Raw genomic sequence first — 20,903 nt, 5'->3', positions numbered from 1 at the left:
TCAGCCTCCCAGGTAAGCGCGTCGGATCTCGTCCATGCCCTTGAGCTCGGACGTGGTGCCGGTCAGTGCGTTGCGGCCGGTCTCGAGGACCGTCGCAGAATCGACCACAGTGAAGGCGAGATTGGCGTTCTGCTCGACGACGACCATCGCAATCCCCGACTCGGAGCGCAGACGCGAGATCGCCTCGTAGACGTTCTTCGCCGTGCTCGGCGCCAGTCCCAGGGAGGCCTCGTCGAGGAGGATGAGCCGCGGTTTGGCCATGACGGCCCGAGCGACGGCGAGCATCTGTTGCTCGCCGCCCGAGAGCGCCGCGCCGTGCGAGCGGATTCTCGCTTTGAGGTTCGGGAACAGGTCGAGCAGGTACTCGATGTCCTCCTCGATGCCCTTCCGGTCCTTCCGGAGGTAGGCGCCCACGCGCAGGTTCTCGCGAACCGTGAGATCTGAGAGGGTTCCCCGCCCCTCCGGTACGTGCGCGATCCCGAGCGCCGCAACCTGATCCGGCCGTTTGCCGCGGATGTCCTTGCCGTCGAAGGTGATGCGGCCACCGGTTCGTACGACACCGGTGATGGCGCGCAGCGTGGTGGTCTTTCCGGCGCCGTTCGCGCCGAGGATGCCGACAGCCCCGCCCTCCGGCACGCTCAGCGACACGCCCTCGAGCACCTGGACGGGCCCGTAGGACGCGGTCACGTCCTCGAGCTCAAGCAGCGTCATCGTCAGCCTCCTTGCCGATGTAGGCCTCGATAACGCGCGGGTCGGATTGCGCCTCGGCCGCCGTTCCTTCGACGAGCTTCTTGCCGTGATCGAGGACGACGACCCGATCGGTGAGTGCGGCGATGAGTCCCATGTGGTGCTCGACGACGACGATCGTGATGTCTGCTTCGGCGCGAATCGTCCGGATGGTCTCGATGAGGTTCTGAACCTCAGAGTGCGGAAGACCCGCTGCCGGCTCGTCCAGCAGCAGGAGCCGCGGCCGCGACATGAGGGCACGGGCCAGCTCGATTCCCTTGTGGAGCCCGTGCGACAGCTCGTCAGCGTGCATGTCGGCTGCCCAGTCCAGTCCCACCTTCTCGAGGAGGGTCCGAGCCTCGGCACGCATCGCTCGCTCGGCGCGGCCGGTCATCGGCAGCCGAAGCGACCAGGCGATCGGTCCTCCCGGGAGACGAGTGTGGGCGCCGAGCATGACGTTGTCGAGGACCGTCGATCCCAGTTGGAGCGCCGGATGCTGGAAGGTGCGCGCCAGTCCATGGCGCGCGAGCGTCGCGGGCGACGATCCGAGGACCTCCTCGTCGTCGATCGTGATCGAGCCTGAGCTGGGCCGGTAGTGACCACTGATGCAATTGAACAGGGACGTCTTGCCCGCGCCGTTGGGGCCCACGAGGCCGAAAATCCGGCCGGGCTCGACGTCGAAGCTGACGTTCTCGAGAACACTGATCCCTCCGAAATGGAGGTTCAGGTCGCGGAGAGTCAGTCGAGCGGCCATCGCCCATCCTTCCCCGTGGCACCGGTGCCACGACCTGTCTCGGACGCTACGACCCGCCTCGGGCCTTGTCAACGACGAGGCCTGGTCAACCCCATGCCTGGTCAACGACTCTGTGACCTGTGCTCGATCGGAGCGTCCGCTCGTGATCATCATCGCGCCGGCTTCGGATGGCAGCTCATCCGATTCCGTTCAATGGAAGCTCATGGCGGCGCGGCGAACGCGCCGACCTAGCATGGCGCCACATCGATAGGAAAGGTCGACGATGACATCCGAGTCCCTCGCCGCGGCGATCGCCCGCGCCGGAAGCCCCGTTTCGCTCTTGCGCAACCAGAACTGGCCCGCCTTCACGTTCCCCGTCGCGCCCGAGTTCACGAACTGGCGCGACGAGCAGCGCGCCTGGAACAGCACGGTCGCCCTCATGGACCAGTCCCACCACATGACACAGCTGTTCCTGGGCGGCGCTGACCTCATCCCGTTGCTGTCCAGCATCTCACCCAACACGTTCGCCACGTTCCGACCGGGCGTGGCCAAGCAGCTGATCTCGGTCAACAAGGATGGCTACCTCATCGGGGACGGCATCCTGTTCTATAACGCCGACGCACCGGAAGGTCTCGTGCTCATCGGGCACCACCTCCTCATCGACTGGGTGCGGTTCAACGTCGAGAAGGCCAAAGCCGCAGGCAAGGACGTGCACGACCGCCTCGAGGCCAACTCGCACATGCGACAGGGGCCGCCGACGTTCTACCGCTACGAATTGCAGGGACCGAAGGCCGACATCGTGATGGAGAAGGTCTTCGGCGGGCCCGCTCCCGACATCAAGTTCTTCCACATCGGGGATGTCGAGATCGCCGGTCGCCCTGTCAAGGCGCTGCGCCACGGCATGGCGGGGCAGCCCGGTTTCGAGTTCTACGGTCCGTGGGAAGACAACGAGATTGTGCTGGATGCCCTCATGGCGGCCGGGGCAGAGCACGGCATCCGTCGCGTAGGCGCAAAGGCGTACTCGGCGACGCCGCTCGAATCGGGATGGGTGCCGACTCCCTTCCCCGCGATCTTCGACGACGACTTCGCCGAGTACCGCGAGTGGTTGCCCGCCGACCGTGCCGGGTCGATCGGCGGATCGCTCTACAGCGACGACATCCACGACTACTACATGACGCCCTACGACCTCGGCCTCGGCCGATCCGTGCGGTTCGATCACGACTTCCACGGTCGTGAGGCGCTCGAGAAGATCGCCGAGAATCCGAAGCGACGCAAGGTCACCCTGCTGTGGAACGCGAGTGACGTCGCCGACGTGGTGCGCTCCCAGATGGAGCCCGGCATCCCGGCCAAGTTCCTCGACTTCCCGAAGGCGCGATACGGCTTCTACCAGATGGACGAGGTTCTCCGTGACGGTCGTCGGGTCGGCATCTCGACCGACGCCGGGTACATCGCCTTCGACCAGCTCTACATGTCGCTGGCGACTCTGGATGTCGACATCGCGGACGGCGAGATCGTCGAGGTCGTCTGGGGCGAGGACCCCATCTCGCACAAGCACAGCGTCGACGCGCAGCACCGGCAGGTACGCATCCGCGCCACTGTCGCCCCGGCGCCCTATCACGAGTTCGCTCGAACGGTCTATCGCGCCGACGAGTAAGGAGCCGGGCCGGTAGCATCATGGCGTCATCGAGGAGGATGCCATGGCGCGAGGATCAGCCGGCGAGTCTGTGCTGCACAAGCACTTGAGGATTCTCGACGCTTTCGAGGCACGCCGGCCCTTTCTCACGCTCACCGAGATCGCCGACGCGGCGGACCTGTCGATGTCGACAGCGCACCGCCTCGTCGGCGAACTCGAGCGCGAAGGCCTCCTCGAGCGCCTTCCCGACAGGTCGTATCGGTTGGGCGTACGACTTTGGGAGTTCGCATCGCGCACGCCCGGAGCGATCGGGCTGCGCGAACTCGCTCGTCCGTGGCTTGCCGCCGTGCACTCGCGCGTGCGCCAGCATACGCAGCTGGGTGTTCTCGCCGGCCGTGATGTGCTGTTCGTCGAGCGGATGTCGACGCGTGACGCCGTCGTCAACGCGACGCTGATCGGCGGACGGATCCCGTTGCCGGTCAGCTCGAGCGGTCTCGTTCTGCTCGCGCACGCGGAGCCCCGTCTGGTCGATGAGGTCGTCGCTGCGGGCTGGCCGGAGTACACCGCACACACTCCGCGCGGCGCCGGCGTTCTTCGCGCGCTCCTGCGGCGGGTCAGAGTGGACGGATACGCCTGCACCGAGGGGTTCATCCATGAGGAGTCCCGCGGGATCGCGGTGCCCGTCGTCGGGCCGCACGGCGTGGTCTACGCCGCTCTCGGCGTCGTCGTGCCCAACGACGGCGCACCGATCCAGGGGATCGTCGAGGTGCTGGCGGTGGCGTCACGGCAGATCACGGAAGCGCTCCGAGACGCATATCTTCCCGACGCGGGTGCGACGGGGCGCAACGAGCCGCACGGCATCGATCCGTTGGTGTCGACATCCTTGCGTTCGCTGGCGTACTTCGAAACGCACCCGGAGCCGGGGCGGCGCGTCGAGTCGCGTGACTCCGACGCTCGCGCGCGCCGTCCCGGCACGGCCACCGCGTAGGGGAGGAGCCTCTTACGCGTCGCGCCGGTAGCTCTCGCGCGCGTACGAGGAGTACGGTGCCGGCGCCACGGTCGCGCGGATCTGGATCTGCCGATGCGGCTCGACGGCGGGCTTGGCGGAGTTCGGCTCCTCGCCCCACACCACGAACACCTCGGTGCCCGGCGTCGCGGCATCCGGGGCGAGGCTCGCGAGGGAGGCGAACACGTGCTCGTTGGTGATGTAGCCGGCGTCGTGCGAGATCCCCACATCGGTCCCGTCACGGAGGACCCGGTCGACCTGATACAGGCCGTAACGCGCCTTCGGGAAGTCGATGTACTTCGCCGGCAGCCCCGGCTCGAGCATCGACCGCTGCGCCGCTGCGACATCGTCAGGGTTCCAGATGAGCGTCACCTTGACCCGGCTGGGCTGCTGCGAGAGGCGTTCGAGAGCCTCCCGGCCGAGGAAGTCATGATCGAACGCGACGCTGCGGCCGTAGCCGAGGTCGTAGGGGGTGACGTAGTAGTCCTCGATCCGATCCGAGGTGAGGCTTCCGGCCAGCGAGCCCGCACTCGTCGCGGGAAGCCACTCCAGGTACCGCTGCGCGTGCGCTCCCGTGAAGATCGCGGGCACGGGAGAAGGGACCCAGGCGGACTCGAGGTTGGCCGACGAGTACGCCTTGGAGCCGACTCGCACGAGTCCGAGCGGCTCTCCCTCGCGCAGCAGCGCGTCCCGCACGCGCTCGCCGTCCTCCCAGGGTCCGAACAGCTCGAAGCCGGGCTGGCCCGCCATGCCGTGGCGCAGCGAGCGCACCTGCACGCCATCGATCGTGAAGGTGGCCATGTGGAAGAAGCGGGTCGGGGGGACCGGGGCGCCGGTGACGCGCTCCATGAGCTCGAGCGCCCTCGGCCCCTGCAGCTCGTACCGGTAGAGGGTGGGGTTGCCCGCCCGTACGATCGAGTTGCCGTCGCGCTCGAAGGTCACGTCGTAGTCGCCGGTCTCGCCGTGGAATTGCACCCAGTCGATGACCATCTGGTGACCCACGAGGTCGAACTCTTCTTCGGCGAGGTAGAAGAGGATCGCGTCGCCGATGAGATAGCCCTCGTCGTTCACCGCGATGAACTGCTTCGCGTTGTCGACCTCGAAACGGGCGAAGCTGTTGACGCCGATGTCGCTCAGCAGTCGCAGGGCGTCCTTTCCGCGGATGAACAGGTCGGTCATGTGATGTGACTGATCCAGCAGGGCGACAGAGGTCCGCCAGGAGAGCTGTTCAGACCTCCAGTTGCTGAACTCCGCCGTGACGGGGAAGATCGTCGGCCGCGCCTGCGCGTTGCGCAGAAGCTGCACGGCGCTTCCGGATCGGGCGATCGCGGCGGCAAGCGACTCGGTCATCTGAACTCCTTCGTTCCCGGGCCGGCGCGATCTGCGCCGACCTCGATGAGACGCTATCCCAAGGAGAGCTGAAGTTAATAGGCTTCACGGATGAGCGCTGCTAATACCCACATGACCCGTCCTCATCCTCTGCAGAGTCGAGAGAAGTGATGCTCACCGACCTCAATCTCACACGGGTGTTCGTAACCATCTACGAGGCCGGCAGTCTCACCGCGGCGGGGCGCCGGCTGTTCGTGACACAGTCGGCGATCAGTCAATCCCTCGCCCGTCTGCGCCGTGAGCTGGGCGATCCTCTGTTCGAGAGAACGGCCCAGGGGATGCGACCCACCCCGCTTGCCGAGGCGATCTATCCGAAACTGCACGAGGGTGTGTCATCGATCGATCGGACGCTCGCCGCCGTCACCGGGTTCGATCCGCTCACGACGGAGCGCACCTTTCGGATCGCCCTCTCCGAACTCGGTGAGATCGGCTGGCTGCCCGCGATCGAAGAAGCGATCGCGACCGCCGCTCCGCGGGCCCGACTCGCGGTCAGCGCGCTGCGTGGCGAAGACCTCGAAGAGATGCTCACGAGGGGTTCGGTGGATCTGGCCATCACTCCGGCGGAGCTCGCGGGGGAGTTCGAACGCCACCGCGTCAAGCAGGAGGAGTACCGCGTCGTGATGTCCGCGACGAACCCGCTCGCCCACGACGAGATGAGTCTCGACGCGTACCGGGCGGCACGGCGGGTCTGGGTCGAAAGCGACTCGAGTGCGCGGTTGCTGGCGGGAGTGCACGCTCGGCACGGCGTGAGTGATCCGCCCGCCGTCAGTGTCCAGCACATCGCGTCCCTGCCGTCACTTCTTGCGCGCAGCCCAACGCTCATCGCGACGATCCCCGAGACGCTGGCCGTCGGCTGGTCGCGCAGCTGGCCGTTGGTCATCCGAGACCTTCCCTTCGCCCTCGGTCCGGTCGAGCTGCAGTTGTACCGGCGCCGCTCCCCACAGCATGCCGGGGCCTTGGAGTGGTTCTTCGCGACGGTCTCGGCCGCAGTCAGCGGCTTTCCCGGCGGATTCGAAGGCATTCACATCTCGGCCGATGACACGGCCCAGACAGAGAACGAGGGGATGGATGCCGCAGCATCCATCCCCTCGTGAGTTTCCGTGGCGGGCAGTCCCGGTCAGAGCGTGCCGGTCGTGCGCCAGCCTCCCTGGTACTCCTGGCGCGCCGTGACCGCGTAGGGCACGGGGCTGACGACGGCGCGGATCGCGATCTGCTCGTGGGGCTCGACCGTGGTCTTGCGCGACCCGCCGTCGGGCTCGCCCCACACCACGCGCACCTCGGCGCCGATCGGAACATCGCGGTCGACGGTTGCCAGCGAGAGCCCGCGCTTCTCGTTCGCGGTCACACCCGTGAACAGGGACAGGCCGACGGTGTTGCCGTCCGCGTCGATGACGGCGTCGTAGTTGCTCGATCCGTAGTTCGCGTTGGGCAGGTCGAAGAACTGGTAGCCCGGACCTTCACGGTCGAGGACGGAGGCCAGCACCTTCGTGAGGTCCTCGTCGTTCCACGCGAGCGTGACCTTCTTGCGCTGGGCCTCGGGGTCGATCTTCTCGAGCGCGTCGCGGCCGATGAAGTCGTGGTCGAACTTCACGAACGAGCCGTAGCCGAGCTCCCACGGGTTCAGGTAGTAGTCCTCGATGTTCTCGGAGACGAACGAACCGGCGAGCGCGTTGATCGCCTCGTAGCTGTTCGCCGGCAGCCACTCGCGGTAGGCGCGCTCGGCCTCGCTGGAGTAGATCGCCGGGAGCGGCGAGGGGATCCATCCCGACTCGAGGGTGTTCGACGAGTAGGCGCGCGAACCGCAGGGCTCGATGCCGAACTCGCGACCGGCCTCGAGGATGGCGTCACGGATCTTGCCGTGCTGCTCGTACGGACCCCAGATCTCGAGCCCGGGGGCGCCGGCCATGCCGTGACGCAGGGTGCGCACCTGCTCCCCGGCGATGGTCATGTAGCCCATGTGGAAGAACTTCACCTTCTCGACAGGGCCGCCGGCGAGCTTCTCGATGATCGCCCAGGCGTTCGGGCCCTGGATCTGGAAGCGGTAGTACTCCCGATGCACGGCCTGCCCGTAGGGGCGCGAGGGGGAGCGGTCGTCGTAGCGGAACTCGACGTCGTAGCCGCCGGTCTCGGCGTGGAACTGCAGCCAGTTCGCACCGGGCGCGCGGCCGACGTACACGTAGTCGTTCTCGGCCTCGTGGAACAGGATGCCGTCACCGATGACGCCGCCGTTGGAGGCGGTCGGGACGAACTGCTTCGCGGTGTTGACGGGGAAGTTCGCGAAGCTGTTGATGCCGGTGTCGCTGAGCAGCCTGAGCGCGTCCGGACCCGACACGAAGAAGTTCACCATGTGGTGGGTCTGGTCATACAGCACGGCGGTCTCGCGCCATGCCTTCTGCTCGCGGCGCCAGTTCGAGAACTCGGCGGGGACGACCGGGTAGATGTAGGTTCCGAGCTGCGAATCGCGCAGCATGCGGACGGTGTCGCCCTTCTCGTCCAGCAGCTCTTGCAGGTTGTTGGCCATGGAGTGTTTCCTCGACTTCCTTGTCCGGGTGGTGTCAGCGAGATCGTACGGTCTATATTTACCTATGTCCAGAGGTATTTCCGCATCAACAGGATTGTAGGCACAATCGTGAGCACTGCTCCTGTGAGTGAGGGCGCCGAGCCATGAGCACCGCTGCCGGCATCCGGTGCATGCTCATGCGGGGCGGAACCTCCAAGGGTGCATACTTTCTCGCCGAGGACCTCCCCACCGATCCCGCAGAACGGGACGACCTGTTGCTTCGCGTGCTGGGCAGTCCGGACCCTCGCCAGATCGATGGCCTGGGCGGCGGTCATCCCACGACCAGCAAGGTTGCCATCGTGTCTGGCTCCGCCGATGCCGCTGCCGACGTCGACTACCTGTTCCTTCAGATCGGTGTCGATGACGCGAGCGTGAGCACCGCACAGACGTGCGGCAATCTGCTCGCCGGGGTCGGGCCGTTCGCGATCGAGCGCGGACTCATCGCTGCCGAGGACGGATGGACGCCGCTGCGGATCCGGATGCGCAACACCGGCGGTATCGCCACGACGCGCATCCGCACGCCAGGAAGGGCGGTGGACTACGACGGGGACGCGGCGATCGACGGTGTGCCGGGGCGGGCAGCGGCGGTGGACCTCGAGATCGGGGCGGGAGCGCCACTTCTTCCGACCGGCACGGTGACCGACGAGATCGACGGGCACACCGTGACGCTCGTGGACAACGGGATGCCGGTCGTGCTGATGCGCGCCGAGGAGTTCGGCGTCGCGGGACACGAGACTCCGGCCGAGCTCGAGGCGCGCGCAGACCTCGCCGCCCGGGTCGAGTCCCTGAGACTCGCCGCGGGGCCGTTGATGGGGTTCGGTGACGTCGCGGCGCAGACCGTTCCCCAGATGTTCTTGCTGTCGCCGCCGCGTCACGGCGGAGTCATCAGCACCCGTGCGTTCGTGCCGACCACGGTTCACCCGTCTATCGGGGTCCTCATGGCTGCCTCCGTCGCGGCCGGCATCCGTCTTCCCGGTGCGGTGGGAGCCGACATCGCCGAGGACCCGGATGCCGACCCCTGCCTCATCGAGCACCCCGGCGGGATCTTCCCCGCGAGGGTGAGCGTCGAGCATCGCGCAGACGGACAGTGGTATGGCACATCCATGTCCGCGCGTACCGCCCGCAAGATCTTCGACGGGTTCGTCTTTCCCAGACCCCGTCGGTGAAGGCACGACCCATCCGCCAGCACCATCCACCGTCAGAGAGGACGCACCATGGCCATCACGGAGAACTTCGACCTCGCCCACCTCGGAGCGGTCGAGTTGTTCACGCCGAAATTCGACGAGAGTCTGCACTTCTTCCGTGACATCTGCGCGATGCGCGAGGTCGCCCGGATCGGGGACTCTGCGTATCTGCGCTGCTGGGACGAGTATCAGCTCTACACGCTCAAGCTCACGGCGTCCGACACCAACGGCGTCGGACGGAGCCTCTACCGCACCACGAGTGAAGAGGCGCTGCAGCGGCGGGTTGCCGCGATCGAGAAGGCGGGGCTCGGGCACGGGTGGCGAGAACCCGAGGTCGGCGTCGGGCGCTCCTACGAGTTCGAGGACCCGGATGGGCACCTCATGGCGTTGTACTTCGACACGGAGCACTATGTGCCCGACGACCAGGACCGCCCCGCTCTGAAGAACCAGGCGTCGGCCTACCCCGGTCGCGGCATCAACGCGCGCCGGATGGATCACATCAACTACCTCGCGAGCGACGTGAACGCTGCCGGTGAGTTCTGGCGCGACGTCATGATGTCACGGGAGTCCGAGCGGGTGAAGCTGGACGCAGGAGGCTACGGGGCCTGGTGGTTCCGGTTCCACCAGAAGTCGTATGACGTCGTGTACTCGGCGGACTGGACGGGCCAGCGGGGGAGGTTCCACCACTTCGCGATCGCCCCGGACTCGCGCGAGGACATCCTGAAGGCTGCCGACATCTGCCTCGAGAACGGCATCTACATCGAGTACGGGCCGTACAAGCACGCGATCAACCAGACCTTCTTCCTGTACGTCTGGGAGCCCGGCGGGAACCGGATCGAGTTTGCGACGGCGCAGGGGCGCCTGATCCTCGACCCCGACTGGCCGGTCGTGGAGTGGAGCGAGGCCGAGCGCAAGAAGGGCCAGGCGTGGGGGATGAAGACGATCCCCACCTTCCACACGCACGGCACCCCCTACGTCGAGGACCAGGAGGAGATCGACCGCGCGGCTCTCGAGGGTCGTCCCTACGTCAAGCCAGGGCAGCGCTGACCGGTCGGCACTGCTGACCGGTCAGCCCCAGACGGTTGCGGCGGTGTCGACGACGAGGCGGATCTTGGCCCACTGCTCGTCTTCGGTGAGGAGGTTTCCTTCCTCGGTCGACGCGAAGCCGCACTGCGGGCTGAGAGCGAGCTGGTCCAGCGGTGCGAACTGGGCGGCCTCACGGATGCGTGCGCGCAGCAGATCGGCATCCTCGAGCTCTCCCGACTTGGTGGTCACAAGACCGAGCACGACACGCTTGTGCCCCTGAGGAAGGAAGCGCAGCGGTTCGAACCCACCCGCGCGATCGCTGTCGTACTCGAGGAAGTAGCCGTCGTAGTTCGTGTCGGCAAGCAGGTGCTTCGCGACGGGCTCGTAGCCGCCTGACGAGATCCACGTCGACCGGAAGTTCCCGCGACAGACGTGGGTCGTGATCGTCATGTCGGCGGGCTTTGCGTCGAGAATCGCATTCAGCATCGCCGAATACCGCTCGCCGATCCCCTCGGTACGGATGCCGCGCGCCGCCGCCTTCTCGAGCTCTTCCGTCGAGCACAGATACGCCCAGGCGGTGTCGTCGAACTGCAGATAGCGGCATCCGGCGTCGTAGAAGGCCTGCACCGCGTCACGGTAGGCCTGCACGAGGTCGGGAACGATCGCGTCGCGGTCGGCGTAGGTCGCCGCGTCGATGTTGGCGGGTTCGAGGCGGAAATCGAACACCGTCGGGGCGGGGATGGTGAACTTGGGTGTCGCGCCGGTGGCGGCGGTCGCCTCGGCCAGCGCGCGGAAGTGAGCCAAGAACGGGTGCGTGTCCGCGAAACCGATGCGCCCGGTCACCTGGAGGCCGCGGGGCCGGGTCTGCACACCCTGGAACTGGATGCCGTGGTCGAGTTCCACGACCTCGACGCCCTCGAGCATGCCGAAGAAGTCGAAGTGCCACCACGATCGACGGAATTCGCCGTCGGTCGCGAGCTTCAGCCCGTTCTGTGCTTCCTTGCGCACGAGGTCGGCGATCTGGGCGTCCTCGACCGCGCGAAGCGCGGTGTCATCGATCTCTCCGGCCGCCCGCGCGGCGCGCGCCTCGGCCAACGCGGCGGGTCGAAGGAAGCTGCCGACGATGTCGGCGCGGTACGGAAGCTGTGTATCGGTCACACCGGGATGCTACTCCCGAGGCCCGTCTGGCGCTGATCGGGGGGCCTCGGGCCGGCAGGCGGGACCGTGTCATCGGTTGTCGGCGATCGCTCGTACAGTAGGACGGTGCCAGAGCCTGTGATCTCCGCGAACAACCTCGTCAAGGCCTACAAGATCGCGGGCAAGGATGACTTCCTGGCCGTGAACGGGCTGTCGTTCGAGGTTGCCCCCGGCGAGTCCTTCGGGCTGTTGGGACCCAACGGTGCCGGGAAGTCCACGACGATGAAAATGATCGGTGCGGTCTCGACCCGCACGAGCGGCGACCTGACCATCCTCGGCCTGGATCCCGACCAGTATGGCCCCGAGATCCGTTCGCGACTGGGTGTCGTGCCGCAGCAGGACAACCTCGATGGGGAACTCAACGCCCGCGAGAACCTCTTCATCTATGGCCGTTACTTCGGACTGCCCGGCAAGGTGTGTTCCCAGAAGGCTGACGAGCTGCTGGCGTTCGCAGCGCTCGAAGACAAGGCCAAGAGCAAGGTCGACCAGCTCTCCGGGGGCATGAAGCGCCGGCTCACCATCGCCCGCGGCCTGATCAACGATCCCCGCATCCTGCTTCTGGACGAGCCGACGACAGGCTTGGACCCGCAAGCCCGACACGTGCTGTGGGATCGGCTCTTCCGCCTCAAGGAGCGGGGAACGACGCTCGTGCTCACGACCCATTACATGGACGAGGCCGAGCAGCTATGCGACAGGCTCATCGTGGTCGACAAGGGCCAGATCATGGCCGAGGGGACTCCGGCATCCCTCATCAGAGAGCACTCCAGTCGTGAGGTGCTCGAGGTGCGTTTCGGGTCGGATCGCAATGAGCAGGTGGCGCCGCAGCTCGAGGGGATCGGCGACCGTGTCGAGGTGCTTCCCGACCGCATCCTCGTCTACGCGCACGATGGCGAGCAGGCTCTCGAACGGGTAACGGCCGCGGGCCTGCAGCCGCTGACCTCGCTCGTGCGTCGGTCGAGCCTCGAGGATGTCTTCCTGCGCCTGACCGGAAGGTCGCTGATCGAATGAGCACGCCCCTTCCGGATGCGCGCACTCAGCCCTCGCTCGACGAGCTGCGCGCCGAAGCGCTCGCGTGGGGGCGTAAGCCTCGTCGACGGGGCTCGTGGTACGTCGCCGAGCACATGGTGCGCGCGATGCGCGCCTACGGGTGGACCATTGTCGTCGGGGCGCTGGGGCAACCCATCCTGTATCTGCTCGGACTGGTGCTCGGACTTGCCGTGCTCCTCGACGGGACGATCGAGGTGCACGGCGAGCAGGTCCGTTACCTCGTGTTCGTCGCCCCGGCGCTACTCATGACCGCGGCGATCGGAGTGGCCACCGAAGAGTTCACCTATCCGGTGATGTCGGGGTTCAAGTGGCGCCGCTACTTCTACGGGTTCAATGCGTCCGCGCTGTCGAGCCCGCAGATCGCGAACGGGGTGATCCTCGGCGCCTCGGCCCGGATGCTGATCGCCGTCGTCGCCTACTACGTCTTCATCGTCCTGTTCGGTGCGGTCCCCGACCCTGCTACCGGCTGGGTAGCGATGTTCGTCGGTCTCCTTGCAGGCCTCGCGTTCGGCGTGCCTCTGATGGCGTATGCGGCGTCGATCCAGGACGACAAGGGGCAGTTCGCACTCGTGCAGCGCTTCCTGTTCGTGCCGATGTTCCTGTTCTCGGGTACCTTCTACCCGCTCGAGAGTCTTCCCATCTGGCTGCAGTGGATCGGCTGGATCTCGCCCCTCTGGCACGCGTCCGAGCTCGGCCGGATGGCAACGTACGGATCACCGGGTGGTCCCGGCGCTGCCGCGATCCACCTCGCGTATCTGGTGGTCCTCACCGTCGTCGGCTACGCGTTTGCGCGCCGCACCTTCACGCGGAGGCTCGCAAAATGACCGCGCTGGTATCGGAGACCGAACCTCGCCGCAGCGGGAGCGTCCGTGCGCTGTGGTCGGGTAACCCCTGGGCCGTCGTGCAGCGGGGGCTCATCGCGGCGCGGTCATCGAGCTGGGTCGTCGTGCTCTCGGGCTTCTTCGAGCCCGTCTTTTACCTCGCCTCGCTCGGCATCGGCCTGGGAAGCCTCATCGAGGATGTCGAGACGTCCTCGGGGCTGGTGGTCTCCTACGCGGCCTTCATCGCGCCCGCACTGTTGGCCGTGTCGGCGATGAACGGCGCCATCTACGACTCCACGTGGAACGTTTTCTTCAAGCTCAATTACGGCAAGCTCTACGAGGGGCAGCTGTCGACATCCCTCGGGCCTCTGGATGTCGCCCTCGGCGAGATTCTCTACGCCCTGCTGCGCGGACTCGTGTACGCCACCGGGTTCATGATCATCATGCAGATCGCGGGCTTGAACCTCGCGCCCACGGCGATCCTCGCGCTTCCCGCGGTCGTGCTGATCGCCTTCGGATTCGCGAGCCTCGGGATGGCGGTCACGAGCTACATGAAGACCTTCCAGCACATGGACTGGATCAACATGGTGCTGCTGCCGATGTTCCTCTTCTCGGCGACCTTCTATCCGATCACCGTGTACCCGGAAGCGGTGCAGGCGATCGTCATGGCGCTGCCCCTCTGGCACGGGGTGGAGCTCATTCGCGGCCTCACCACCGGGGCGCTGTCGATCGCGATGCTCGGTCACGTCCTCTACTACGTGGTCATGATCGCCGTCGGCCTCGTCTTCACGACCACGCGACTGCGTAAGCTCTTCTTGGACTGAGGCGACAGCGCCCCGAGGTCGAGGCTCGCATTAGAGCGAGACGGTCTCGCCCGCCCCGATCTCGTCGTAGTCCACGTCCTTTGTCTCGGGGGACAAGAGCAGGGCGATGAAGGTGAGCGCGGCCATCACCGAGAGATAGACGCCCACGAGCCAGGGACTCCCGTCGGCGGCTGCCCACAGCGCGACGGCGACCAGGGGAGCAAGTGCCGCGCCCAGGATCGACGAGACGTTGTACGAGATGGCAGAGCCGGTATAGCGGACCTCCGTGGGGAACAGTTCGGGCAGCACCGCACCCATCGGGCCGAATGTCGATCCCATGAGCACGAACCCGAACACGAGGAACGCCTGCACGAGCGCGCCCGTGAACTTCGGATCGGCCTGGGGGAGCAGGAACACGGTGAACGTGAAGCCGAACACGATGATCGCCGCCGTCACCCACAGCAGCAGGCGCCGCCTGCCGATCGCGTCGGCTACGGGTCCCGACAGCAGCGTGAAGATCCCGAAGAAGACGACGCCGATGATCTGCATCAACACGAAGTCGGTGTACCCGAAACCGAGGCCCGGAACATAGGTGGCCGGGTCGAAGGGAGTCCCGGCTGCCTCCGCGGCGGCCTGCGCGGCATCCGTTGTCGCCTTCGTGCCGTACGAGAGCGTGAAGCTCGTCATCAGATAGAACAGCACGTAGGTGGCCAGCATGATGAAGGTGCCGAGGATCAGCTGCCACCAGTAGCGACGCAGCGCGAGCCCGAGCGGGAACTTTCGGAGCGTCCCCTTCTTCTCGGCCCGCGTGAACGAGTCGGACTCGACCAGGCGCAGACGCACCCACAGGCCGACGATCACCATGACCGCCGAGAACAGGAACGGGATGCGCCATCCCCAGGCCAGGAACGCGTCCGAGGCCTGAGCGGTGCCATCCGGGTGGGGGAGAGCAAAGTTGATCGCCAGGAAGATGCCGTTGGCGATGATGAAGCCGATCGGAGCTCCCAGCTGCGGGAACGTGCCGTACCACGCGCGTTTGCCCGCCGGCGCGTTCTCGGTGGCCACGAGCGCGGCCCCTGACCACTCACCGCCGAGCGCGAACCCCTGCGCGAGGCGCAGCACGAGCAGGAACACCGCAGCCCACACGCCGATCTCGTTCACGGTGGGGAGCAAGCCGATCACGAAGGTCGCGATCCCCATCGTGAGCAGCGACGTGACCAGGGTCGCCTTGCGGCCGAACCGGTCGCCGAAGTGACCGAAGACGACGGCGCCCAGTGGCCGGGCGACCATCGCGGCGCCGAAGACCGCGAAGGATGCCAACAGCGACGTCGTCTCGTTCCCCGTCGGGAAGAACAGGGCGGGGAAGACGAGTACCGCCGCCGTTGCATAGACGTAAAAGTCGTAGAACTCGATCGTCGTGCCGACAAGGCTTGCCGTGATGACACGGCTTCGCGGATTGGCGGGCGCGGGAAGAGCAGCGGGTGCGGAGGTCATGCGGGCCTGTCGACGCGGCGGACGAGAGCGGCGCCTGTGCCTCCGGCGCCGCCTAGCGCCAGAGTGTGGCGATGGCCGCGTTCGCGAAGGTCAGAATGCCGACCGCCCAGAATACACCGGCAGGTGCCGAGCCGTTCCGCTTGGTGCGGGCGGACCCGATGCCCAAGAGGGCCCCGATGATGAGCAGGATGACGAGCTTCGTGCCGATCTTCGCATAGTTGAACTCGACCCCTTCGGGCACCCCCCACGGCGCTGCCAACGCGAGGCCTGCGACCGCTGCGATCAGCAGTCCCCAGTTCATGACCGCCGTCACAGCCCCGGTACGGCGCACCGCCTCGACAACCCACGCGCCGAACAGGATCGCGAAGCCCGAGAGGTGGACGAGAAGGACGACGTGACGAAGAATCTCCATGTCGTCAGCGTACCTTATGGGTGGCTGAAGGTGGAGGGTCGATCAGGCTCGAAGGCTGCGAAGGGCGAGAGCTGTCCGCAGGGCGGCATCCGCGGCCTCGAACCCCTTGTCCTCCGACGACCCGGGAAGGCCGGCGCGGTCCAGGCCCTGCGCTTCGTCGTCAAGGGTGAGCACACCGAACCCGACGGGCTTTCCCGTGTCCAACGCCACGCGGGTCAGGCCGTCGGTGGCCGCCGACGAGACGAACTCGAAGTGCGGAGTCCCGCCGCGGATGATCACCCCGAGGGCGACGACGGCGTCCGCGCCGGCCTCGAGTGCCGCCTTCGCCACGACCGGGAGCTCGAACGAGCCCGGCACGCTCACGACACGGTACTGCGCACCGGCGGCCTCGATCGCGCGACGGGCGCCGTCGAGCAGTCCGTTGGCGATCGTCTCGTGCCACTGTCCTGCGACGACGACGACGTTCAGCTCCGAGCCGTCGATCCTCTCCCGCTCGGGTGAGCCCTTGCCGCTCATGCGTCGGTCCTCTCCGTTGCTACGCCTACTCCGAGGGCCCGATCCAGGTCGTCGAGCGCGATGGTGTGGCCCATGCGCTCGGCCTTGGTGGCAAGGTACTGGTGGTTGTTGGGGCCGACCCCCACCAGCAGCGGCACCTGTTCGACGATGTCGAGCCCGAGCTCTCGCAACTGCGCGACTTTGTCGCCGTTGTTGGTCAGGAGCCGCATCCGTTCGATGCCCAGGTCTCCCAGGATGCCGGCTGCAGCAGCATAGTCCCGGGCATCGGCGGGCAGCCCGAGAGCGAGGTTGGCATCGACGGTGTCGAGCCCGCGCTCCTGGAGGCTGTAGGCGCGGAGCTTGTTGATCAGGCCGATTCCGCGTCCCTCGTGTCCGCGCATGTAGATGACCACGCCGCCGTGCTGCGCGATCGCGTCGAGCGCGGCGTCCAACTGCGGGCCGCATTCGCACTTCAGCGAACCGAACGCCTCTCCGGTGAGACACTCCGAATGCACCCGCACCAGCGGCGCGTCCTCGGTCAGGTCGCCGGCGACGACCGCGATGTGGTCGGTGCCCGTGATCCGATCCTTGTACGCCAGGAAGCGGAACACCCCGTGGGCCGTCGGCACGGACGCTTCTGCACGAAGACTCACTCGGCGATGGTGCACGTCGCGCGGGGCAGCGTCTCGAGGCTCGTGCTCGTCCAGGTGTGCGATGAGCTGTTCGATCGTGATGACCGGCACGCCATCGCGCGCACCGAGCTCCAACAGCCCCGGCATCCGCATCATCGAGCCGTCTTCGGCGACGACCTCTGCGATCGCTCCGACCGGCTGCAGACCCGCCAGCCGCATGAGCTCGACCGCTGCCTCGGTGTGTCCCGCTCGCTCCCGTACGCCGCCCTCGACGGCGCGCAGCGGGAGCACGTGACCGGGGCGGATGACGCTCGTAGGAGTGGAAGCGGGGTCGGCGAGGACATTCAGTGTGTGTGCACGGTCGCTCGCGCTGATGCCGGTCGAGTCGCGGTCCGCGGCGTCCACCGTCACGGTGTAGGCGGTGCCGCGCGCATCCTCGTTGACAGCGACCATCGGCGGAAGGTCGAGACGGTCGGCCCACTCGGCGGGCATCGGCGCGCACAGCAGTCCGCTTGACCAGCGGATCGTCCACGCCACGGCCTCGGGGGTCGCGAGCTGTGCTGACAGCACGACGTCGCCCTCGTTCTCGCGGTTCTCGTCGTCGGCGACGATGATCGGTCGTCCGGCGCGCAGCGCGTCGAGCGCTTCGGTGATGGGGGCAAGGCTCACTGCGAGCCTCCTTCGGTCGGGGCGGCCGCAGCCGCCGGGGGGAACGCCAGCAGGCGCTGAACGTGACGGGCGAGGATGTCGGTTTCGAGGTTGACGGGCGCGCCCGGCTCGAGAGCGTCGAAAGTGGTCGCCTCGAGGGTTTCGGGGATGAGCGAGACCTCGAACCAGGGCTCGGTGGCGGCGGGTTCGCTCACGGCGCTGACGGTCAAGGACACGCCGTCCATCGCGATCGATCCCTTGTCGACGACCAGCGGCGCCAGGTGCCGGGGGATCGCGACGCGGATGACCCGCCACTGGTCGCCGGGTCGAACCTCGACGACGGTCCCCGTGCCGTCGATGTGCCCCTGCACGATATGTCCGCCCAGGCGCCCGCCGGCGGCGGTAGCGCGTTCGAGGTTGACGAGGCGATCGACCGAGACATCCGCGAGGGTCGACATGTCGAGGGTTTGGCGCATGACGTCGGCCGTGAATCCGTCGCCGTCGCGGGCGACGACCGTCAGACACACCCCGCTGACGGCGATGGAATCGCCGTGTGCGGCATCCGACACGGACCGCGGCGCGTGAATCGTCAACCGGATGCCGTCGCCCGACGGCTCGACGGCGGTAACACGGCCGATCTCTTCAACGAGTCCTGTGAACATGGGGGGCTCCTGACTACACGGGCGACGCGTCAGCGTTGTCGGCGGTGAGGTGGGGGTCGCCGGTGGCGACGGAAGGGGATTGGGTGTGCTCGGCGGATGCGCGGGGGCGCGCGACAAGCAACACGTCATCACCGAGCCGCTCGAGCGCGGTCAGTTCGAGCCGGTGAGCCTCGGCGAGGGTCGTGACGCCGATGTCGGTCACGGCCGGCCGGTCGCCGTCCGGGCCGGAGCCGATCAGAACCGGCGCCACATACGCCAGCACCTCGTCGACCAGTCCGGCGCGCAGGAAGGATGCCGCAACCGTCGGCCCGCCCTCCACGAACACGCGCTGGATGCCGAGATCCCGCAGCTCGTTCAACACCACCGTGAGGTCGGTTCCCTGCCGCTGGATGAGGGTCCTGGGGTGCCGGCGCACCTGCGCGGCATCCGGAACCGGGCGCCGGCCGAGGACGACCGGCAGAGGCTGCTGCGACAGCGGCTGCCCCGCGGGGCCCCGAGCGGTCAGCGCCGGGTCATCGGCCAGCACTGTGCCGATGCCGACCACGATGGCATCGGCATCCGATCGCCGCCGGTGCACGTCCGCGCGTGCCTCAGGGCCGGTGATCCACATGCTCGTCCCGTCGGCGGCAGCGGCACGACCATCGATGCTCTGCGCCCACTTCACCGTGACGTGGGGTCTGCCCAGCCGCTGCACGGTCAGCCAGGTCTCGAGCAGTTCGGTGCCTTCGTCCCGCATCAGGCCGGCTTCGACCGTGACACCGGCTGCGGCGAGACGTTCGGCGCCGCCGCCCGAGACGGCGCCGGGGTCATCGACCGCGTAGATCACCCGCGCGACGCCGGCATCGATGAGAGCCTGTGCGCACGGGCCGGTACGGCCGGTGTGGTTGCAGGGTTCGAGGGTGACAACGGCTGTGGCGCCGCGGAGCTGGTCGGAAGACAACTGCGAGATCGCGTCGACCTCGGCGTGGGCTGTTCCGACGCCGCGGTGCCAGCCCTCGGCGAGAACCTCGCCGCCGGGGGACAGGATGACGGCCCCGACCTGGGGGTTCACCCCCCGCGGACCGCGCAGGGCGGCGCTCAGCGCGCGTTTCATCGCGGCTGTCTCGCTTGCGCTGTGACTCACTGCCCACTCCGGTCGGGTACGCCGGGGCAGGGAAGGCGGCGACGCCGCGGCGTCACCTGTGCTGCCTCCCATCCGGACTGACGACGCTTTCGCATCGCATCACCGTCGGTTCCGGAATTTCACCGGATCAACCGCTGCGGCGTTCTCTCGAACACGGATGCAGCGGGTCGCGGACTGTCACCGCCGGTTCGGATTCTCACCGACCCCGGAGCACGTTCATTGCTCTCGAGTGTAGTCAACGCGGTGCGTGCGCGTTCATTCCCGTTCCGTTACGCCGCCTCGCGCCCGTCGACCATGGCGCGAGCGGTGCGTTCGTCGATGACCAGATCCGTGATCAGGCCCGCGGCCAGCGCGCCGCGCAGGCTCGGGATCTTGGCCTCACCGGTCACGATGCAGCAGCGCCGCGGTACTGCGCGAAGCAGATCGAAGGACGGGCCCGATCCGCGGTCATTCAACGCGATCCCCTCGGTCGAGCCGTTCGCCCGATAGAACACCGTTGCGACGTCGCCGACCACACGCTCCGCCTTCAGTTGCTCGAGGTCGGCGGGTTCGAGGTAGTCGCCGGCGTGGACGCGGCTGGGAACCTCGGCCCGGAATGCTCCCACGCTGAACAGCACGAGACCCATGCGACTCTGGATGTCGAGGATGCGTCGCGTGCTGCGCTCTCGCCAGAGCGCGCGTCGCGTCTCGGGGTCGTCGAAGAACGCGGGGACAGGGAACTGCTCGGCATCCCCGCCGTACGCGGTGCTGAATCTGCTGAGCAGTTCGCTCGCATACGTGATGCCGGACGTCTTGACGTTCCCCGAGCCGTTCAGCTGTACAAACGTCGTGCCGTGCACGCGCTTAGGAGTCAGGCGGCGCGCTACCGCCGCAAGCGTCGATCCCCAGGCGATGCCGACGACCAGATCCGAGACGATCAGCTCGTCGAGCAGCTGTGCTGCCCCCTGCGCGACGCGGTCGAGACGCTCGAGATCGCTCACCGACTCGGGCACGGGAATGACCTGTGCGTGCACCCCGAACTGGCGCCGCAGCTGCGTCTCGACGAGTCCGGGGGCATCAAGGGGTGAACGCACGCGCACCTCGACGATGCCCTCGGCGCGGGCGAACGACAGCAGCCGCGACACCGTCGAGCGGGACGTTCCCAGTTCGGCGGCGATGGCGTCCATGGTGCGCAGCTGGACGTAGTAGAGATGGGCGGCAGTCAGTGCCCGTCGCAGGTGGGTCGAGTCGTCGGTCACGCAGACAGTGTGCACGTATGTGCATTGGGTCTGCAACTTCGATCAACCGTGGGACGATGGGGAACACGCGGGAA

At 67.3% G+C, this 20,903-nt stretch carries 20 protein-coding genes and 1 riboswitch; of the genes, 8 read left to right on the top strand and 12 right to left on the bottom strand.

Annotated features, from left to right (window positions below; translation table 11 throughout):
- A complete protein-coding gene (locus tag ACSGC5_RS12095) occupies nt 1–711 on the bottom strand; it encodes an ABC transporter ATP-binding protein (protein ID WP_434970869.1) in 711 nt (236 codons plus the stop codon).
- Nucleotides 698–1,480, bottom strand: coding sequence for an ABC transporter ATP-binding protein (locus ACSGC5_RS12090; protein WP_434970868.1), 783 nt, complete (start codon nt 1,478–1,480; stop codon nt 698–700). Before ACSGC5_RS12090 ends, ACSGC5_RS12095 begins: the two co-directional genes overlap by 14 nt.
- Nucleotides 1,481–1,742: 262 nt before the next feature.
- Here ACSGC5_RS12090 and ACSGC5_RS12085 point away from each other — a divergent pair, with 262 nt between their 5' ends.
- Nucleotides 1,743–3,113: an aminomethyl transferase family protein gene (locus tag ACSGC5_RS12085; protein WP_434970867.1), complete on the top strand. Its 1,371-nt coding sequence runs from the start codon at nt 1,743–1,745 to the stop codon at nt 3,111–3,113.
- A gap of 43 nt (nt 3,114–3,156) precedes the next feature.
- Complete coding sequence (locus ACSGC5_RS12080) at nt 3,157–4,080, top strand: IclR family transcriptional regulator (protein WP_434970866.1); 924 nt, start codon at nt 3,157–3,159, stop codon at nt 4,078–4,080.
- 12 nt (nt 4,081–4,092) lie between these two features.
- Here ACSGC5_RS12080 and ACSGC5_RS12075 read toward each other — a convergent pair whose 3' ends face one another.
- Nucleotides 4,093–5,448 carry an aminomethyl transferase family protein gene (locus tag ACSGC5_RS12075; protein ID WP_434970865.1) on the bottom strand — a complete coding sequence of 452 codons (1,356 nt, stop codon included), beginning with the start codon at nt 5,446–5,448 and terminating at the stop codon, nt 4,093–4,095.
- A gap of 149 nt (nt 5,449–5,597) precedes the next feature.
- On the opposite strand from ACSGC5_RS12075, the gene ACSGC5_RS12070 reads away from it, so the two are divergent.
- Entirely contained in the window at nt 5,598–6,581 is a 984-nt protein-coding gene (locus ACSGC5_RS12070) for a LysR family transcriptional regulator (RefSeq protein WP_434970864.1), read from the top strand.
- A gap of 23 nt (nt 6,582–6,604) precedes the next feature.
- Here the strand turns inward: ACSGC5_RS12070 and ligM are convergent, their stop codons facing one another.
- Entirely contained in the window at nt 6,605–8,008 is a 1,404-nt protein-coding gene (gene ligM / locus ACSGC5_RS12065; RefSeq protein ID WP_434970863.1) for a vanillate/3-O-methylgallate O-demethylase, read from the bottom strand.
- Nucleotides 8,009–8,151: 143 nt separating this feature from the next.
- Between ligM and ACSGC5_RS12060 the strand changes: the two genes are divergently transcribed.
- Together ACSGC5_RS12060 and ACSGC5_RS12055 are read left to right on the top strand one after the other, a co-directional pair.
- On the top strand, nt 8,152–9,213 hold the full coding sequence (locus ACSGC5_RS12060) for a 4-oxalomesaconate tautomerase (RefSeq protein ID WP_434970862.1): 1,062 nt from the start codon (nt 8,152–8,154) through the stop codon (nt 9,211–9,213).
- Between the two features lie 48 nt (nt 9,214–9,261).
- Nucleotides 9,262–10,278: a VOC family protein gene (locus ACSGC5_RS12055; protein ID WP_434970861.1), complete on the top strand. Its 1,017-nt coding sequence runs from the start codon at nt 9,262–9,264 to the stop codon at nt 10,276–10,278.
- A gap of 21 nt (nt 10,279–10,299) precedes the next feature.
- Here ACSGC5_RS12055 and ACSGC5_RS12050 read toward each other — a convergent pair whose 3' ends face one another.
- Complete coding sequence (locus ACSGC5_RS12050; protein ID WP_434970860.1) at nt 10,300–11,415, bottom strand: 5-methyltetrahydropteroyltriglutamate--homocysteine S-methyltransferase; 1,116 nt, start codon at nt 11,413–11,415, stop codon at nt 10,300–10,302.
- Between the two features lie 105 nt (nt 11,416–11,520).
- Here ACSGC5_RS12050 and ACSGC5_RS12045 point away from each other — a divergent pair, with 105 nt between their 5' ends.
- Genes ACSGC5_RS12045 through ACSGC5_RS12035 form a run of 3 tightly spaced genes read left to right on the top strand, consistent with a single transcriptional unit; the run spans nt 11,521 to nt 14,146 of the window.
- The gene (locus tag ACSGC5_RS12045) at nt 11,521–12,462 is read left to right on the top strand and encodes an ABC transporter ATP-binding protein (RefSeq protein ID WP_434970859.1); all 942 of its coding nucleotides are present in this window, start codon (nt 11,521–11,523) and stop codon (nt 12,460–12,462) included.
- Nucleotides 12,459–13,325 (top strand): ABC transporter permease, encoded by an 867-nt coding sequence (locus tag ACSGC5_RS12040; protein ID WP_434970858.1) that lies wholly within the window; start codon nt 12,459–12,461, stop codon nt 13,323–13,325. Before ACSGC5_RS12045 ends, ACSGC5_RS12040 begins: the two co-directional genes overlap by 4 nt.
- On the top strand, nt 13,322–14,146 hold the full coding sequence (locus ACSGC5_RS12035) for an ABC transporter permease (RefSeq protein WP_434970857.1): 825 nt from the start codon (nt 13,322–13,324) through the stop codon (nt 14,144–14,146). Before ACSGC5_RS12040 ends, ACSGC5_RS12035 begins: the two co-directional genes overlap by 4 nt.
- A 30-nt stretch (nt 14,147–14,176) precedes the next feature.
- On the opposite strand, the gene ACSGC5_RS12030 is transcribed toward ACSGC5_RS12035, so the two are convergent.
- From ACSGC5_RS12030 to ACSGC5_RS12000, 7 genes are all read right to left on the bottom strand, one after another.
- A complete protein-coding gene (locus ACSGC5_RS12030; protein WP_434970856.1) occupies nt 14,177–15,619 on the bottom strand; it encodes an MFS transporter in 1,443 nt (480 codons plus the stop codon).
- Nucleotides 15,620–15,671: 52 nt separating this feature from the next.
- Nucleotides 15,672–16,031 carry a Fe-S protein gene (locus ACSGC5_RS12025; protein ID WP_434970855.1) on the bottom strand — a complete coding sequence of 120 codons (360 nt, stop codon included), beginning with the start codon at nt 16,029–16,031 and terminating at the stop codon, nt 15,672–15,674.
- Between the two features lie 42 nt (nt 16,032–16,073).
- Nucleotides 16,074–16,547, bottom strand: a complete 474-nt coding sequence (gene ribH / locus ACSGC5_RS12020) for a 6,7-dimethyl-8-ribityllumazine synthase (RefSeq protein WP_434970854.1) — start codon at nt 16,545–16,547, stop codon at nt 16,074–16,076.
- The gene (ribA, locus tag ACSGC5_RS12015) at nt 16,544–17,827 is read right to left on the bottom strand and encodes a GTP cyclohydrolase II (RefSeq protein ID WP_434970853.1); all 1,284 of its coding nucleotides are present in this window, start codon (nt 17,825–17,827) and stop codon (nt 16,544–16,546) included. The genes ribH and ribA overlap by 4 nt, the downstream gene beginning before the upstream one ends.
- Nucleotides 17,824–18,468 (bottom strand): riboflavin synthase, encoded by a 645-nt coding sequence (locus tag ACSGC5_RS12010; protein ID WP_434970852.1) that lies wholly within the window; start codon nt 18,466–18,468, stop codon nt 17,824–17,826. Before ACSGC5_RS12010 ends, ribA begins: the two co-directional genes overlap by 4 nt.
- A gap of 13 nt (nt 18,469–18,481) precedes the next feature.
- Nucleotides 18,482–19,561, bottom strand: coding sequence for a bifunctional diaminohydroxyphosphoribosylaminopyrimidine deaminase/5-amino-6-(5-phosphoribosylamino)uracil reductase RibD (ribD, locus tag ACSGC5_RS12005; RefSeq protein ID WP_434970851.1), 1,080 nt, complete (start codon nt 19,559–19,561; stop codon nt 18,482–18,484).
- Between the two features lie 86 nt (nt 19,562–19,647).
- Nucleotides 19,648–19,807: riboswitch (FMN riboswitch) on the bottom strand.
- Between the two features lie 53 nt (nt 19,808–19,860).
- Nucleotides 19,861–20,829, bottom strand: coding sequence for a sugar-binding transcriptional regulator (locus tag ACSGC5_RS12000; protein ID WP_434970850.1), 969 nt, complete (start codon nt 20,827–20,829; stop codon nt 19,861–19,863).
- Nucleotides 20,830–20,903: the final 74 nt, after the last annotated feature.

Source organism: Microbacterium sp. bgisy207 (genome assembly GCF_965345035.1).
GTDB lineage: Bacteria > Actinomycetota > Actinomycetes > Actinomycetales > Microbacteriaceae > Microbacterium.
The sequence above is the reverse complement of the archived record's forward strand: the minus strand, read 5'-3'. Positions and strand labels throughout refer to the sequence as shown.